Genomic DNA, 16,777 nt, shown 5'->3' with positions numbered 1-16,777 from the left:
GCATAGATTGTATGAAATAGAAAGAAAAAGATGATTTTAGAAAAACATGACTCTAAAAACACTTAATCTAGGCTGTTTTTTTAATCTTTGTTTTTCACTATCTGTTTTTAGTTGTGTTCTGAAAATAGTCTAATACTATCTCTATTTAATCATGGCTCATATATCATGAATACTAGATACACAAAATAAGATTAAATTCGAAATGGTCAATGAAAAAAACAGGCTGTCATGTAGATATGAAAATCTATACTTACAGCCTGTTTTTTCAAGATCGTGTATGCTTGTCTTGTTCCAATTTATACATGATCGTATTTAATTTCTTCTCAATACCGATTTGACGGTAGATGACATAGCCAAGCAGTATGATCGGAAGAAATCGGATCGCAAAAGCAAGCAATGGGATACTGAATAATAGTTCATCTGACATAAATGATTGCTCCTTCCATCGGTTTTATCGTATATGATTATATTAACATATAAAATAGTGAACGAGAATAAAAATCGTATGATCATGAAACGGCTGCTCTCAAAACAGATGATTTTTAGCGTTTATTTACGCTTCAGTTTCACGAAAGCGGCGAAGTGATCGCTGTGTTCTTGTTTGATCCGCACATGGAGTAGCCCGACTAGACAAAGATAAAAGAAAACCGGTGCATAAAAAGTGCATATTCGCCATAGCAGCATCATGGAAAACAATGTCGTATCTTGAAAAACAGAAGCAAATAAGAATAAGAAAACAGCCTCTGCGATTCCATGTTTTCCAACCATCGGGATCACCATCATAAGCAAATCGCAAAGAATTGATAATAGAAAATAGAAAATAGCCTGTTCAAATGACAGCGGCAGCTGCAGCATGCATGCACACCATATCAAGACACTGTGCTTCAAGATCAGATAACAGAGATGAATACAGAACTGATAAAGCATGATCTTTTTTTGTTGCCAGAGATGTGCCAGTACGTCCTGTGCTTGCATAAGCCAGGCAAATTTGCCCTTTGCATATTGAGGAAGCAAAATCAAACCGGCATTGAGGACAAATAACAAGATCATCCCAAATACGATGGATAAAATCGGTAAATAAAGAGTGGGATGCGTTGCATGCATCCATTTCGATAGTAACAGCAAGGGCAGAAAACTGATTCCTATTTGGGGAATGGCGTTGAGATAGCGTTCCCATAACAGTACACATAAAGAAGTGGATAGCGGGATGTGCAAACGATGCTGCTGGGTAAGGAGGATACTGTCGGGAATCGGGGGAAAAACAATAAGCTCTAATAAATGATTCATCGTATCAATATAGAGATAGCGGATAAAGGAAAGAGGTTGGATGGAGCGTAAATAAAGATAACAGGAAGAAGCATCTAGGAGCAGTAAAACAAATAAATAAATCAGGATAAAAGGAAACCAGAGCAAAGAAATCGTTTGTAGCTGCGCAATGCACTGGCGGAACGGAATTTGTGTGATGATGCGTGACAGAAAATAAAAAAGGATCATTATAAAAATAAAATAACTTATTTTCTTGACCATCGTATTCCTCCATATAGATCATTTTATGAAGAAATTGATGCGGAAATGTATGAGATACATATAGATCATAACAAAAGTATGGTAAAATGGGAAACAGATACAGAGGTGATGGCATGAACTGGGATATATGGATGAAACAGGAAGCGACGCTGCCATATTTTCAAACATTGATGAAGCAGCTAGATGAAGCATATGCGCATACAACGGTTTACCCTAAAAAAGAGGATCTGTTTTTTTGCTTTGCCTGCTGCCCATATGAAGCAGTAAAAGTTGTGATACTGGGACAGGATCCCTATCACGAACCGAATCAGGCCCATGGACTTTGTTTTTCGGTAAAAAAAGGGAATCCGATCCCACGCAGTTTAAGCAACATTTATAAAGAACTGCATGCGGATCTGGGCATTCCAATACCGAGTCATGGCTATTTGGAAGAATGGGCAAGACAAGGTGTTTTGATGATGAATACGGTGATGAGCGTAGAGAAGGGCAAAGCAAACAGTCATCGCAAATTAGGATGGGAAACCTTCAGCGATCATGTGATGACGGCGTTAAATGCACATGAAACGCCGATCGTATTTATATTGTGGGGCAATGCGGCGATGGAAAAGGGAAAACTGATTACCAATCCGATCCATCATTTGATCACTTCTGCTCATCCTTCTCCTTTATCTGCATCAAGAGGTTTTTTTGGCAGCCGTCCGTTTTCAAGGTGCAATGCGTTCTTAGAAAAAGATGGCTTGTCCCCGATTGATTGGAGGATCAGTGAATGAAACAGGAAACAGGGAAACTGATAAGAGAATTGGAGGGAAGGCGCGGCAGAGCTGACTTGGAACGCTTGCGAAAGGTGCTTCATCAAAAAGGCGATCCGCATCGGCAGATTCCCTGTGTGCATGTAGCGGGAACAAACGGTAAAGGTTCTACGACCAATTATATCCGCAGCATGATGCAGGAAGCAGGCTATCGGGTAGGTACCTTTACCTCGCCGTCGATGGAACATCACTTCGATCGCATCCGCATCAATGATGAACCGCTTGAAGAAGACTTTTTCCTGCGGGCAATGCGGGAATTCGATACATGGAAGCAGATGGGCATGACGATGTTTGAAATTGATTTTCTGATCGCGGCTGCCTACTTTTATGAAAAACAAGTAGATTTAGCCGTATATGAGGTAGGACTAGGCGGTGAAAAAGATTCCACCAATGTCATTGCACCGCTTGTCTGCGTGATTACCAATATCGGCAAGGATCATATGGAACTGCTGGGCGATACGCTTGAGGAGATCGCAGCAGCGAAAGCGGGCATCATCAAACGCGATACACCGCTGATCACCGCAGAAGATAAGCCGGCGTGTCTTGCGGTATTTGCCGAGGCATGTCAAAAAAAGCAGGCGCCGTTTACACAGATCGCCTCGATCAGCGAACCGCGTATCACGAAAGAAGGTGTTTCTTTCCGATATCGGCAGAAACGCTGGCAGCTTGGAAGCAGGGCGCTGTATCAGTGCAAGAACGCGGCATGTGCCATTGATGTGATCTTAACCCTTCGTGAAAAAGGCTTTTTGATCAGCGAAGAACAGATGGAAAAGGGATTGCGGAAAGCCTTTTGGCTAGGCCGCTATGAGATCTTGCGGGAAGAGCCGTTGTTTTTGCTTGACGGCGCGCATAATGTCGATGGCATACAGGCGCTGCTGCACAGTCTTCCCAAGCATCTGAACTTGCATATCATCTGTTCACCTTTGCAGGATAAAGAAACAGATCAGATGCTTTCTCTGCTTAAAACACTGGGAGAAGAAGTGGTGGTCGTACATTTTGATACACCGCGGGCGATTCATGAAGAACAGATCCAATCGCTTCCCGGTGTTGTTTGGGGCGGTGATTATCAGGAAGTGATACGACAGGCATGGTTTGGTAATGCGCCCACCATCGTTACCGGTTCTTTGTACTTTATTGCCGATGTCAGAAACTATTTGAAGACGTTAGGCGTGAAGATGCGATAAACATTGATACTTGTTCGTATAAAAAACAGCCGTACACAAGATCACAGCTTTTACGCTTGATACTTGTAATCGACTGTTTTTCTGTATCACTGCTTCTTTCTTAACAGTGCCGGAGCAACCCGTTCACATGTCTTTAAGATCGTATAGAGCATAAAACACTCAATCGGAAACAACAAGATGTTTTTCCATACGCGGATCGCCGCAAACAAGGCGCTGCCATAAAGCATATTGAGCCACAGGGAAGTCAAGATCAGATTCAATACGATCGTAACGATCGCTCTGGTGATGATCACTCTTTTCCAAGTAATCGGCTTATGATAAAACGCAAAGCCATAGATCAGTCCCAGTAACAGTTCATTGAAGGTGAAACCGATAAAAAAGATACTGGGGCGCATCATGAATTTGATCAGATCTGCGGCAACACCGCCGATCGCACCGAGGAAAGGACCGCAGCAATAACTGCATGCGGCAGCCGCCAAAGAGGTAAAGCTGATTTCAAGGATCTTGCCGATCTCAATGGTAAAAGAGCCAAGCAGCACATTGAGCGCGACAAACACTGCGCACAAGACCATCGCATGGACGGAGCGCATCGCTTTTAACGACTCTTTGCATATTAGCAAATACGCATTCATATAAAAAACCTCCTTTCGCTTTCTGCACAGGCAAAAGAAGGTTCACTTTTGAACGAGTGCAGCAGCGGGATGCAGACGATATACCGCAAGATTTCTTTTCGTCTTTCTGACAACTCCCCGTCCAGAAAGCACTTAACGCATATCGCCTTACTCTGCTAACGGTTCAATTATAGTAAAAATGTCTGATAAATTCAACAAATTATGTACGTCAAAATACTTTTATTTTGATAAACAGATGGTATAATAAAACACGAAGGATGAAAGTGAGGACTTTTAGTATGGTTGAAAATCTGATTAAGGAGATCAAAGGAAAAAATATTCGAATCGTTTTCCCGGAAGGCAGTGAACCGCGTATCTTGCAGGCGGCAGCACGTTTGCATCATGATGAGATCTTATGTCCGGTATTATTGGGAGATCCCGATGAGATCAAACAGGCGGCGCAGGATCTGGGATTAGATATTGAAGGCATCGACATTGTCGATCATCTGCATTTTGAAAGCATGGAAGAAATGGCGCGTATGATGGTAGAACTGCGCCGTGGTAAATTAGATCAGGCAAGTGCGAAAGCGATGCTGGAGGGAACCAATTATTTCGGTACGATGTATGTGAAAATGGGATATGCGGACGGCTTATTAGGCGGTGCGACCTACTCGACAGCCGATACCGTGCGTCCGGCTCTGCAGCTGATCAAGACCAAACCAAACAACAGCATCGTTTCCAGCTGCTTTATCCTGTGCAAAGGTGAAGAACGTCTGGTATTCGGCGATTGCTCGATCAACATTGCACCGACGGAAGATGACTTGGTTGAAATTACGATGGAAACGGCGAAGACCGCAAAATTCTTCGGTATCGATCCGGTTGTTTCGTTGCTGTCTTATTCTTCTATGGGCAGCGCTAAGGGAGAAAGTGTCAATAAGGTGCGTTCTGCTACACAGCGTTTGAAAAACATTACATTAGAGTATCCGGTAGATGGAGAATTGCAGTTTGATGCTTCCGTATCGCCGGTCGTGGCAAAAGTAAAGGCGCCGCAGTCAAAGGTTGCGGGAAGAGCCAATGTCTTTATTTTCCCGAATATTGATGCCGCAAACATCGGCTATAAGATCGCTTCTCGTTTAGGCGGTTATGAAGCGATCGGACCGATCCTGCAAGGCTTAAATGCACCGATCAACGATTTATCACGCGGCTGTACGAGTGAAGAAGTCTATAAGATGGCAATCGTTACCGCAATGGCTACTTTGATTCAATAATTAAATAAAGATATGTTACACAGCAGTGGACATATCTTTTTTTATGCTTAAATGAAGCAGGATGCGCTATAATGAAAAACAAAAAGCAAAGGAGAGAGAAAGAATGGAAAGAAAAGAGATCCAAGCATTTATCGAATATCTGTATGAGAATGAAAAAAGTGAACATACGATCGAGAAGTATGAAAGAGATGTCAAGCAGTTCTATCGGTATCTGAAAGATGCACCATTAGAGAAAAAAGCAGTAAGGGAATATAAAAACGAACTGATGAAAGAGTATGCCTTGCGCTCGATCAATTCCATGCTGGCATCACTAAACAGTTACTTTCGCTTCATCGGAAAAGAAGAACTGCGGATGAAAAGCATCAAGATCCAGAAAGAAGTATTTGCGGAAGAGCGAAAGAACTTAAAGAAGAAAGAATATCATCGGCTGATCGAAGCAGCACAGGGAGATGAGCGGATGAAGCTGCTGCTGGAGACATTGGGATCGACAGGGATGCGGGTAAGTGAATTACAGTATGTAACGGTAGAGAATTATCGAAGCGGAAGGATCAAGATCTATAATAAGGGGAAGGAGCGGATGATCTTGTTGCCGAAGAAGCTGATCCGAAAGATCAAGGCGTATGTAAGAGGGAGGAAGATCGAGAGGGGGAAGATCTTTGTGACGAGGAGCGGGAAGAGCATGGATCGGGTAGCGATATGGAGGAAGATGAAGAAGTTAGGGGAGAAAGCGATGGTAAGGGAAGAGAAGGTGTATCCGCACAATTTAAGGCATTTATATGCAAAGACGTATTATAAGGTATGCAATGATGTATCGAGATTAGCGGACCTATTGGGACACAGCAGTATGGATACAACAAGGATCTATTTGAAGGAGGGGATAGGGAGCTATCAGCGGGATATCGAAAGGCTGGGATTGATATAAAAAAACAACATAATAAACATTATGTTGTACGAAATAGAAAAAATAATCTATAAAACTATGATACAAGATATTTATACACTATTTTACAGTATTTGTAAACCGTTTTTCATAGTGATTTGCTATGATTTAATGATAGAAAAGTAATAGAAATTAGAGAAAATAAAGAAAAAAGGAAGTTCGCACACATCAAGTGTGCTTTTTTATTACAACATAATGTTTATTATGTTGTACGAATCTTATTAAGTGGACAAAGAAAGAGAGCAGTACCTGCAACATAATGTTTATTATGTTGCAAGAGAAGTCAAAGGAGGAGGAACAAGAGAATGGACAAGAGAAAGAAGATGAAAGCAAAAGCAGCGGCAGGGACAGCCTTATTATTAGGGATGAGCACGATCAGTGGGAACCTGGTGCATGCAATGGAACAGGGAGAACCTGTTGAAACAGGAGAAGTAAATGAAGTAGAAAGTAGTGGTATCCAGGTATTGGCAGATGCACAGGAAGAAGCAAAGTATGAGATCAATGAAACAAACTTTCCTGATGAAGGCATCAGACAGTGGATCGCAAACAATTTAAGTAGTTGGGATAAAGATAGTGATGGTAAATTATCACAGACAGAGTTGAATAATATTACTACATTCAACCCAACTGCTGATGCTGTAAAATCTAAATTGACCGATCTACAAGGATTAGAGAAGTTTCAGAAGATCACAACAGTGAATCTAAGCAGTGTACCAAACCTTACTAGTTTAGAAGGGTTAAGCACTATGACAGGGGTAACCAGTGTAACGATCAATGGAGCGGCACAGTTATCCTCACTGGATGGATTAAGCAATCTGAATAGTCTTGTTACAGTAGATTTGAACAATATAGCGAAAGTAACGAGCATAGATCCAGTATTAAATAAGAGCAGCCTACAGAAACTGATCTTTACCAATTCAGGAGTAGAAGGAGAGATCGATCTATCAAACCTGCCTGCATTGAAAGAAGCAGCAGGGTTCAAGAGCAAGATCACCGGATTAAAGTTTGGATCAGGTAATACCAATTTATATTTGATCAGAATGGCAGATATACCAACCTTGACAAAGGTAGAGGGAGTAGAGAACTTAACATGTACAGATGATAACGGAGTAGACTTGCGCTTAAACAACACCGGGATAACAAGTTTGGAAGTAACAGGAGGATACTTTGAGCAGATCCAGATGACAGGAGCAGGATCATTGACCAATGTAAGCATAGGCGATGGAGTAAGTGCAATCAAGACTTTGAATTTAAGCAATTCTACGAAGGTAACAAGCGTAAGTTTACCATCGAGTGGAAAGAGCATGGGAACATTGAACCTATCAGGTGCAACTGGAATTACAAGCATTACAAACTTAGACAAGCACTTAGGAGCATTAACGACATTATACATAGATGGGACAAGTCTGACAGGGACACCTACATTAGATCTGTCTAGTAATAGTACATTGACGACATTAAGTCTTGCGAACTTACCGGAAACAGAAGTGAAGCTACCAACAAGTGGAACTACTTTAACATCACTGACACTTAATAATGTGAAGTTAGAGAGCGACTTAAACTTAGATGCTTATACTGCATTGACATCATTATCACTGGCAAATCTAGATACCAAGTTAACCACTCTTCCTAGTGGTTTTACAGGAAACACCTTAACCTTGAACAATGTCAATACCGATTTAGACCTTACTTCTAACACTACGATTACGACATTGAACCTACAGAATATGCCAAAAGGATTTAAGGTGAAGTTTGGTACTAACAATACAATTACGACCTTAAATCTAAATGGAACAGACTTATCCTCAAAAGACAACTATACGATAGAAGGAAGCTTATCAAATCTTCGACATCTATTCATTGAGAATACAAAGATCAAGAGTTTCGATTCTTCATCAGTGAAAAATTTACAAAACATCAATCGAGTACTCATGAATAACAACGGTGAGCTGGAAAGCATTAAGGTTAGTGGAACTGATGGCAATAAAATCAAGGGATTATTTGCGGAAGATTGTGAAAATCTGACTTCTGTTGATGTAGAAGATAATCAAAATATTCAGATTCTTTCTTTATATAATGCTAAAAACTTAACAAATGATGGACTAAAACTGGCTGATAGGTATAAAACACTTGGTTTTATCGGTTTAGGAGGAACAGGATTAAGCGGAACTTTTGTATCGCCGTATTTGGAATCGAGTTATACTGATGAACTTGAACCTGATCCTAATGGTAATTCTTTCTACTTTGGAACCCAGATAGAAATTAACCGTACAGATATAGAAGTGTTGGATGTAAGCAATGGTGGGAAATTAAATACGATTTATGCAAGTAATTGTCCAAAACTGACTAAGTTTGAAGGAATAAAGAATCTAGAATTAAGACATATTGTTATAAACAACACGCCTAATCTGCATTATCTGGATCTTCCAAACTTTAAGAATAAGGGATATAGAGTAGTTAATATAAGCGGTACGGATCTCGCATATCTGAATCTTCCGGATGGTGTTACTACAAACTACAGTAACAATTTCTCAAACCTGGTAACGCAGTCTATTGATGTAGAGATCGGCGGCTATGATAAAGAGAAAGGTTATTGGGCGGATCTTAATGAGTCTTTCCCGGGTATTATCATGGATCATATCAGTGATCTAAAACCATTGGATGCAACTGCTAGAGCCAATAATATGCCATGGATCGAAGGAACTCGTGTTTATGGTATCAAGCCAAATGACTATGCAACTTATACTTATAAAATAAATGACATGTATAAGATGAATCCAAAGATCCACTTCGTCGATATCAAACTGGTAGACAAAGCAGAAGATGTACCGGTAGGAGATACAAATGTAGAGATCACCTTGCCGGGTGGATCAATAGCAGAATCAGATGGAAGCTTTACTACACCAGGCAATACGACCGTCAATCAGGATGGTACCATTACCACCGAAAGCGGTACAACGGTAACCATTCCGGATAAAGGATCAGAAGTATTGGAAAGTGGAGATGTAACGACATCAGGCAATACGACGATCAATAGCGATGGAACCATTACAACGGAAAACGGGACAACGATCAAGATTCCGGATAATGGATCAGTTGTAACAGAGAATGGTAATACGACCGTAGGCGATATCACGATCAACAATGATGGAACGATCACGACCGATGAAGGCACAACGATCAAGGTGCCAAGCACAGGAACGACGATCAAGGAAGATGGGAGCATTGAGACAAGCGGAGGAACAGTAGTGAATCCGGATGGAACGATCACCAATGCGAATGGCGATACGATCAAGCCGAATGGCAATGAAGTACACATTGATGAAAGTGGAACGGTTACGTTGCCGGAAGGTGGAGAGCTGACAGATGCAAATGGAGTAGTTAAACCACTTGCACCGGAAGCAGCAGTCAATGCGGATGGAACGATCTTGAACAATGGTGAAGAAGAGAACAGTGGAAGCATAGAAGCGATCACACCGGACAAGAACGGAAACAATGGCGGAGTGGTAACAGGAGATACGACACAGGCAGGCGTATGGGGAGCAGGAACGCTCTTATCAGCGATGTTGTTAGGTGTATTTGGTTATCGCCGCAAGAAAGAGAAAGAAGAAACGAAATAAGCAACAGAATGAATTGTGAGGAGGCTGCGAAATAAGCAGCCTTTTTACTTTCTGCTGACAAAATATGACCTTCCTCGCTTTGGGATGTGTGTATAGTAGAAGCAGAAAGCAGCTTCATTTATTGATAATGTTGTTTTCGCTTCCTGAAGAATAAAAAGTGTATGATCTTTGTAAAAAAATAAAGAAATGAGTCGGATATATGCACTTTTTATGTAAACGCATACATTTTTTTGCCTATTTCCGTTAAAACAGTAGAATTTTTTGTGTAAAAAAAGTATAATCTTTGTATAAGAAACCATAGGGGGTTATCATTATGAGACAGAACAACATGTTGGCCATGATATTGGCCGGAGGTCGCGGCACGCGTCTGCATGCCCTGACAAAAAAGGTAGCGAAACCTGCCGTCTTTTATGGCGGTAAATATCGTATCGTCGATTTCCCACTCAGCAACTGTGCCAACAGCGGCATCGAAGTGGTAGGCGTTTTGACCCAGTATGAATCGGTTTTATTGAACAGCTATGTGGCAGCTGGACAGCGCTGGGGCCTGGATGCGAAAAACAGTGGTGTTTATGTACTTCCGCCGCGAGAAAAGGAAGATGCGAATTTAGACGTATATCGCGGCACAGCTGATGCGATTTCACAGAACATCGACTTTGTGGATACCTTTGATCCGGAATATGTCCTGATCTTGTCAGGTGATCACATCTATAAAATGGATTATTCCAAGATGCTTTCCCATCACAAAGCATGCGGTGCGGATGCGACGATTGCCGTGATCGAAGTACCGATGAAGGAAGCGAGCCGTTTCGGTATCATGAATACCGATGAAACCGACCGCATCATTGAATTTGAGGAAAAACCGGAGCATCCAAAGAGCAATTTAGCGTCCATGGGTATTTATATCTTCGACTGGAAGCTGCTGCGCAAGATGTTATTGGCGGATATGGTGAATCCGGATTCCAACCATGACTTTGGAAAAGACATCATTCCGGCGATGCTGAAAGAAGATCGTCGCCTGTATGCATGGAAATTCAAAGGGTATTGGAAGGATGTCGGAACGATCGATTCCTTATGGGAAGCCAATATGGATCTGCTGGATAAAAACAATGAACTGGATCTCAGCGATCCAAGCTGGAAGATCTATACGGAAGATGTTACTTCAACACCGCACTATATCGGTGAAAACGGTGTGGTAAACCGTGCTTTTATTACCCAGGGATGTGTGATCGACGGGGAAGTAAAGAACTCTGTGCTGTTTACGCATGCAAAGGTCGGCAAAGGGGCAAAAGTATATGACAGTGTGCTGATGCCGGATGCCGAAGTAGGCGACGGTGCTGTTTTGCATCGAGTAATCGTTGCGGACGGTGTAAAGATCGGCAAAGGAGCTGTTGTCGGCAGCGCTGACAGTGAACATATCGAATTGATTTCAAAACGTGTAAAGGGGGTCGAATAGTATGTGCAACGCATTCGGCATCGTGAATTTCGCAGGATCAAATATTCATGTGGAGGGCATGCAGGATCATCGGCCGATCGGCGCTTTCTCCTTTCTGGGGCGTTACCGCACCATTGATTTTCCGATCTCTAATATGAGCAACAGCGGAATCAATCATATCGAAGTGTTTGTAAAAAGAAATCCGCGTTCTTTGACGGAGCATTTGGGCACCGGTAGACATTACAATATCAATTCTAAACGCGGGAAGCTGCATATCCTGTATACGGATGACAAGCTTCAGTCAGATTTGTATAACCATGATGTATCTGCGTTCATGTATAACATGGAATGTATTGAGAAAGTGCCATATCCTTATGTGATCATCGCACCGAGTTATATGGTGTATTCGATGGATTACAGCAAGCTGCTGGAAAAGCATTTGGAGAGCGGTGCGGATATTACGATCTTGTATCAGAATGTTGATACGGCAAAAGATGAATTTATGAACTGCAATGTTTTGAATCTGAACAAGCAAAAGGGCGTACTGTCGATCGAAAGAAACCGCGGTACGGCGAAAAACCGCAATATTTCATTAGATACTTATGTCATGAGCAAAGAGCTGTTTATGGAACTGGTAAAAAAAGCAGCTAAATTCTCATCTATGTATACGCTGCGTGATATCATCGACGATGAATGCAGCGAGCTGGATATTCGCGGAATCGCTCATCATGGCTATGTGGCTGCGATTTCCGATTTCAAGAGTTATTATGATGCGAATATGCGCTTGATCGACTATGAAACGGCACAGGATCTGTTTGCGCCGGATTGGCCGATCTATACGCGTACCAATGATTCCAGTCCGACCCAGTATTATGAAACTTCCAATGTGAAAAAATCAGTTGTTTCCAATGGCTGTGAAATTGAAGGAACGATTGAAAATTCGGTGATCGGAAGAGGCTGTATCATTAAAAAGGGCGCGGTGGTAAAAAACTGTGTGATCTTGCCGGGCGCAACGATCGGTGAAGATGTGCATGTGGAAAATGCCGTTGTGGATAAACAGGCGAAGATCGTGAGAGTAAAAGAAGTGGTTGCCAAAGTGGAAGAGCCTGCTTATGTCGGCAGAGGAGATATTCTGTAATGAGGATCTTACATGTTGCAGGGGAAGGGTTGCCTTTTATCAAGACCGGGGGATTGGCGGATGTCATCGGTTCTTTGCCGAAGGAATTGGCGCGCAAAGGCAATGATGTGCGCGTCGTCATGCCGCTGTATCTGAAGATTGCCAAAAACTATCATCAGGATTTTACTTTTGAAAAAGAATATGCGGTCTATATGAAATATGACTGGGTTCCGGTACGTTTATATAGTTGTTTCCATGATGACGTAACGTATTATTTCATAGAGCATCAGGGCTATTTTGAACGAGAAGATCTGTATGGCTATATGGATGACGGGGAACGCTTTGCTTATTTCCAGCAGGCGGTCGTGGAAATGATGAATCAGGTTGATTTTTTCCCGGAAGTGCTGCACTGCCATGATTGGCATACCGGCATGATCTCAGCTATGATCAAGGAAAACCATCGTGATGATTATCGCTATGCTTCGATCAAGCATGTCTATACGATCCATAATATGGCATATCAGGGCAATTTTGGAGCGGATATGCTGGAAAGCTGTCTGGGATTGCCATACTATCTGCTGGATAACGGTACGGTACGCTATGACGGCGGCATCAGCTTTATGAAAACGGCTATTCTTTATGCGGACAAGGTAACGACGGTTTCACCGAGCTATGCAAGTGAAATTTTGACACCGCAGTACGGAGAACATCTGGAAGGCGTTTTACAGATGCGTCAATATGATCTTTGGGGCATCGTAAACGGCATTGATGTGGAAACATGGAATCCGGCAAACGATCCAAAAATTCCTTATCACTTCAATAAAGTGAATGTAAAAGCGAATAAAAAGAAAAACAAATTGGCTTTACAGGAAGAAATGGGATTGGCGCAGGATGAAAATGTGATGCTGGTCGGCTGTGTATCACGTCTTACTTGGCAAAAGGGCTTCTATCTGCTGATGGAGCAGCTGCCGCAGCTTTGTGCGATGCCGATTCAGTTCGTTGTATTAGGAAGCGGAGAAGGCGCATTGGAAGAAAAAATGGCGCAGCTGGAAGAAGGCAACAAAGGGAAGATCGTTTTCTATCGCGGTTACAATGAAGATCTTGCGCATAAGATCTATGCGGCATGTGATCTGTTCTTGATGCCTTCGCTGTTTGAACCGTGCGGTATTTCACAGCTGATCTCGATGCGTTATGGCACATTGCCGCTGGTAAGAGAAACCGGTGGGTTGCGCGATACGGTTACACCGTACAATGAATATGACAAGAGCGGAAACGGCTTCAGCTTTACCAACTATAACTCCGGTGAAATGATGCATGTGTTAGGCAATGCCGTTGATGTGTTCTACCATCATCCGAATGACTGGCGTACGCTGGTGCGCAATGCGATGAATACTGATGTCAGCTGGGAAAAGAGTGCGAATGATTATTTGCGCCTGTATCATGAACTGACGGGTGATTAAGCATAAGGAAACACGTCCTGAAGGGGATGTGTTTTTTTCTTGGAAAATGCGCAATATAACTGAAATGTAATATTTATGTTTGGAAATCATGCTATAATACAGGCAGATAGCGAATGCTTGGAAGTAGGAAGAGATGATATGTCAATCATAAAAGAAATTCTAAAAGAAGTCGTATTGTCCGTCATGGTTGCGCTCAGTGCGTATGCACAGCCGAGTGTACCGCCGACTGCTCTGGATCCCGCCTCCTTTTCATCGGAAATCGGGGTGATCGATCAGTTGGTAGCCGACTACAATACATATAAAAATCATGTGTTTCATTATCGGCAGATGACGCAGGCTGAACAGGGTTATCGCGTCGTTTATCAGCGAGAGGACGGCGTGCAGGCTGACTTCTTGTTTCGTAAAGATGAATCACTGAAAGAGTTTCGCATTTTTGCTTATACGGAGGCCGGAAAGAAGCTGTGCGATGAAGGCGTTGATGTCGGCAGTATGCTTGCGTTCAGCATTTTTCAATATTCCCTTGCACCGGCGAATCACTATGATCTGATGAAACTGTTTAGTGACTGGAATCAGAATCAAACCGTTACCTTGGATGATCCAAATCTTGGCGCACTGCGGATCACGCAAAGCAAAGGTGCGCATGTCATTACGATGCAGCTGCCGAAGCAGCGGGCGGAAATTGTCGGTAAACCGTTTTAGAGTGCCGCAGTTTCCGCATTTTTACGGATAAGGGAAAAAGAAATCTTGTATTTAGATAAAAAAGGATTACAATGATACTGTTTGATGAAGAGGTGTGATGAATGAGAAAAAAATGGATATGGCTTTGTATTGTGTCGGCAATGGTCGCGTTAGCAGGCTGTGATCAGGAAGAAAAGGTCTTGGATCCGAAATCCTTTGACAGCGAGATTGCCTTTGTTTATGAAAAGGTGGAGGCGTTTAATCAGGAAGAGGCATACGATTCGCTCAGTGAAGAGCATCATGTATTTGATTATCAATATCTGCGTGCTGTGGAGGAAGGATATGAAATGCAGTTTCAGCGCGGGGATGGGGTCATGGCGAAATTTTTGTTTCGAGAGGATGAAAGGCTGATGCAGATTACGCTGTATGCCGATGCAAAGGCAGGCAAAGCAATTCAGGAAAATGGGATCGATGTTGCCAGCATGCTGATGGACACGCTATTTCAAGCGGCAATGGATGAAAAAAATATTTATGACTTTATGTTGCTTTGCAGCGATTGGAATGAAACGATCAAGGTTTCGTTGGAGGATCAAAATCTGCATACTGTCATAATTGATAAAAAGAAAGAAACTTGTACGACGACCATCACTTTAGCCAAAGCGCGTCCGCTGCTTACAGAGGTATAGTGCATTTGCGATATTTTGTTTTTTTGCTATGTCAAGCGAAAATGAAAATGTCCCAAAAAAAGTCAAACATTAGCACCATTCATTCGGTGCTTTTGTTTTGCCACATAATTGAGATAAGAAGCATGTTTCCAAGGATGTGACATAGGCGGTATATAGTACTTTCTTTGTTTAGGTTTCTCATATTGTACATCAAAAGTTTTAGACAGTTCTTCATGTTCAGGAATTTCTACCATAACGAAAAGCTGATCAAGAATATTGACATATAAACTTCCTTCAAAGGATTCGATGACCATGGCTGTAGTACCTTTTTTCAAGTATGTCCTGATTCCATTTTTTGTAACAGGTATGTAATACTTGTTCTTATAGCGTATACAGTGACCGTTGTCTATTTTACGTGTACTCAATACAGCTAAGATTTGATTGATTTTTGTGTTCTCCGGTTGCTTTTCAAATACTGTTTTAGTATTATTTAAGGGTAGAGAGAACATGTCATTGAATTCTTTTATGTAGGAGTTTAAGAACTCGTTGGCTTCCTCTATGGTGGAAATACCTGCAAGTCTAAGTTCAATAGGTAAACGAGATTGCAGGGTTTGGTTCAAGCGTTCTACACGCCCTTTTGCTTGCGGAACGCTTGAACATTCTAATTCGATCCCTAATTGATGACAGGCATAAGAGAACTGTGTAAACGTGTCTTCTTCATCAGAAGATGCGTTTTTTCTTTTGTATTCAAAAACAGTACGACGATCTGTGAAGAACTTAGCGGGGATGCCATAAGCAGTGAGTATCTGGTAGGTAATTTGATAATAAGCATTTAATGTTTCCTGACGATCAAAATAAGCACCCACGATCATACCGGTGGCATCATCGATCGCTAAATGAAGATGGGAGATGGTATCACCAAACCAAAGGTGAGGAGAGGCATCCATCTGAATCAATTCACCAAAGTAAGCACAACGAGGACGGCGAGGATGAGCATCAGATCTATCTAAGCGTTCAAGTTTTTCCTCGATCTTAACCAGTTCTTTTTTAGAATTTGATCGTTTCTTATGCTCGCTCAAGATAGATTTCATTTTTTTGATCGTTTTCTTTCTTGCTTTAGGAGAAAGGATCCCTTCATCAAATAACCATTTCTTAATGGTAGAATCACTAACAGAAATATTCTCATTCTTCAAAAGGAGTTCAGAAAAATGAGTAAAATTGGCATCATGATATTTAGTACGATACAGATCGATCACTTTACGTCTTGTATCTTCAGGAATAGTGGTAGAAGGTTTCCTGTTTCTATTCTTATGGATAAAACCTTCTTTTCCTTCATTCTGATATAACAGAATCAAACGATTCACGGTACGGATCGTGCAATGCAATTTCAAAGCAGCGTTTTTCTTGTTTCCGTTGGTATCAACTAATTTTTTAATAATTTCATATTTATATTGTTCTTTCATTCT

The 16,777-nt window shown here is 41.8% G+C and carries 14 protein-coding genes and 1 riboswitch; of the genes, 10 read left to right on the top strand and 4 right to left on the bottom strand.

Going from position 1 to position 16,777, the window contains the following annotated elements; translation table 11 throughout:
* Positions 1 to 265: 265 nt before the first annotated feature.
* Entirely contained in the window at positions 266 to 427 is a 162-nt protein-coding gene (locus C1712_RS12675; RefSeq protein ID WP_180963090.1) for a hypothetical protein, read from the bottom strand.
* A gap of 122 nt (positions 428 to 549) precedes the next feature.
* Positions 550 to 1,527, bottom strand: a complete 978-nt coding sequence (locus C1712_RS06965; protein ID WP_102268028.1) for a lysylphosphatidylglycerol synthase domain-containing protein — start codon at positions 1,525 to 1,527, stop codon at positions 550 to 552.
* Positions 1,528 to 1,640: 113 nt separating this feature from the next.
* Here C1712_RS06965 and C1712_RS06960 point away from each other — a divergent pair, with 113 nt between their 5' ends.
* On the top strand, positions 1,641 to 2,297 hold the full coding sequence (locus C1712_RS06960; RefSeq protein WP_102268026.1) for a uracil-DNA glycosylase: 657 nt from the start codon (positions 1,641 to 1,643) through the stop codon (positions 2,295 to 2,297).
* Positions 2,294 to 3,520 carry a bifunctional folylpolyglutamate synthase/dihydrofolate synthase gene (locus tag C1712_RS06955; protein ID WP_102268023.1) on the top strand — a complete coding sequence of 409 codons (1,227 nt, stop codon included), beginning with the start codon at positions 2,294 to 2,296 and terminating at the stop codon, positions 3,518 to 3,520. The genes C1712_RS06960 and C1712_RS06955 overlap by 4 nt, the downstream gene beginning before the upstream one ends.
* A gap of 86 nt (positions 3,521 to 3,606) precedes the next feature.
* Here the strand turns inward: C1712_RS06955 and C1712_RS06950 are convergent, their stop codons facing one another.
* Positions 3,607 to 4,152 carry a folate family ECF transporter S component gene (locus tag C1712_RS06950; protein WP_102268021.1) on the bottom strand — a complete coding sequence of 182 codons (546 nt, stop codon included), beginning with the start codon at positions 4,150 to 4,152 and terminating at the stop codon, positions 3,607 to 3,609.
* A gap of 60 nt (positions 4,153 to 4,212) precedes the next feature.
* Positions 4,213 to 4,309: riboswitch (THF riboswitch) on the bottom strand.
* Between the two features lie 121 nt (positions 4,310 to 4,430).
* On the opposite strand from C1712_RS06950, the gene pta reads away from it, so the two are divergent.
* The 8 genes from pta (at position 4,431) to C1712_RS06910 (ending at position 15,332) form a co-directional block, all read left to right on the top strand.
* Positions 4,431 to 5,399 carry a phosphate acetyltransferase gene (pta, locus tag C1712_RS06945; protein ID WP_102268019.1) on the top strand — a complete coding sequence of 323 codons (969 nt, stop codon included), beginning with the start codon at positions 4,431 to 4,433 and terminating at the stop codon, positions 5,397 to 5,399.
* Between the two features lie 103 nt (positions 5,400 to 5,502).
* On the top strand, positions 5,503 to 6,321 hold the full coding sequence (locus tag C1712_RS06940) for a tyrosine-type recombinase/integrase (protein WP_180963089.1): 819 nt from the start codon (positions 5,503 to 5,505) through the stop codon (positions 6,319 to 6,321).
* Positions 6,322 to 6,644: 323 nt separating this feature from the next.
* Positions 6,645 to 9,959 (top strand): hypothetical protein, encoded by a 3,315-nt coding sequence (locus tag C1712_RS06935; RefSeq protein WP_102268015.1) that lies wholly within the window; start codon positions 6,645 to 6,647, stop codon positions 9,957 to 9,959.
* 313 nt (positions 9,960 to 10,272) lie between these two features.
* Complete coding sequence (locus C1712_RS06930) at positions 10,273 to 11,412, top strand: glucose-1-phosphate adenylyltransferase (protein ID WP_102268013.1); 1,140 nt, start codon at positions 10,273 to 10,275, stop codon at positions 11,410 to 11,412.
* A gap of 1 nt (position 11,413) precedes the next feature.
* A complete protein-coding gene (gene glgD / locus C1712_RS06925; RefSeq protein ID WP_102268011.1) occupies positions 11,414 to 12,529 on the top strand; it encodes a glucose-1-phosphate adenylyltransferase subunit GlgD in 1,116 nt (371 codons plus the stop codon).
* Entirely contained in the window at positions 12,529 to 13,968 is a 1,440-nt protein-coding gene (gene glgA, locus C1712_RS06920) for a glycogen synthase GlgA (RefSeq protein WP_102268009.1), read from the top strand. The genes glgD and glgA overlap by 1 nt, the downstream gene beginning before the upstream one ends.
* 138 nt (positions 13,969 to 14,106) lie before the next feature.
* Positions 14,107 to 14,667, top strand: coding sequence for a hypothetical protein (locus tag C1712_RS06915; RefSeq protein ID WP_102268007.1), 561 nt, complete (start codon positions 14,107 to 14,109; stop codon positions 14,665 to 14,667).
* A 101-nt stretch (positions 14,668 to 14,768) separates the two neighbouring features.
* Positions 14,769 to 15,332 (top strand): hypothetical protein, encoded by a 564-nt coding sequence (locus tag C1712_RS06910; RefSeq protein WP_102268005.1) that lies wholly within the window; start codon positions 14,769 to 14,771, stop codon positions 15,330 to 15,332.
* 62 nt (positions 15,333 to 15,394) lie between these two features.
* Here the strand turns inward: C1712_RS06910 and C1712_RS06905 are convergent, their stop codons facing one another.
* A complete protein-coding gene (locus C1712_RS06905) occupies positions 15,395 to 16,774 on the bottom strand; it encodes an ISNCY family transposase (protein ID WP_102269713.1) in 1,380 nt (459 codons plus the stop codon).
* Positions 16,775 to 16,777 lie beyond the last annotated feature (3 nt).

The organism is Massilicoli timonensis (genome assembly GCF_900199515.1).
Classification (GTDB): Bacteria; Bacillota_I; Bacilli_A; order Erysipelotrichales; family Erysipelotrichaceae; genus Massilicoli; species Massilicoli timonensis.
The sequence above is the reverse complement of the archived record's forward strand: the minus strand, read 5'-3'. Positions and strand labels throughout refer to the sequence as shown.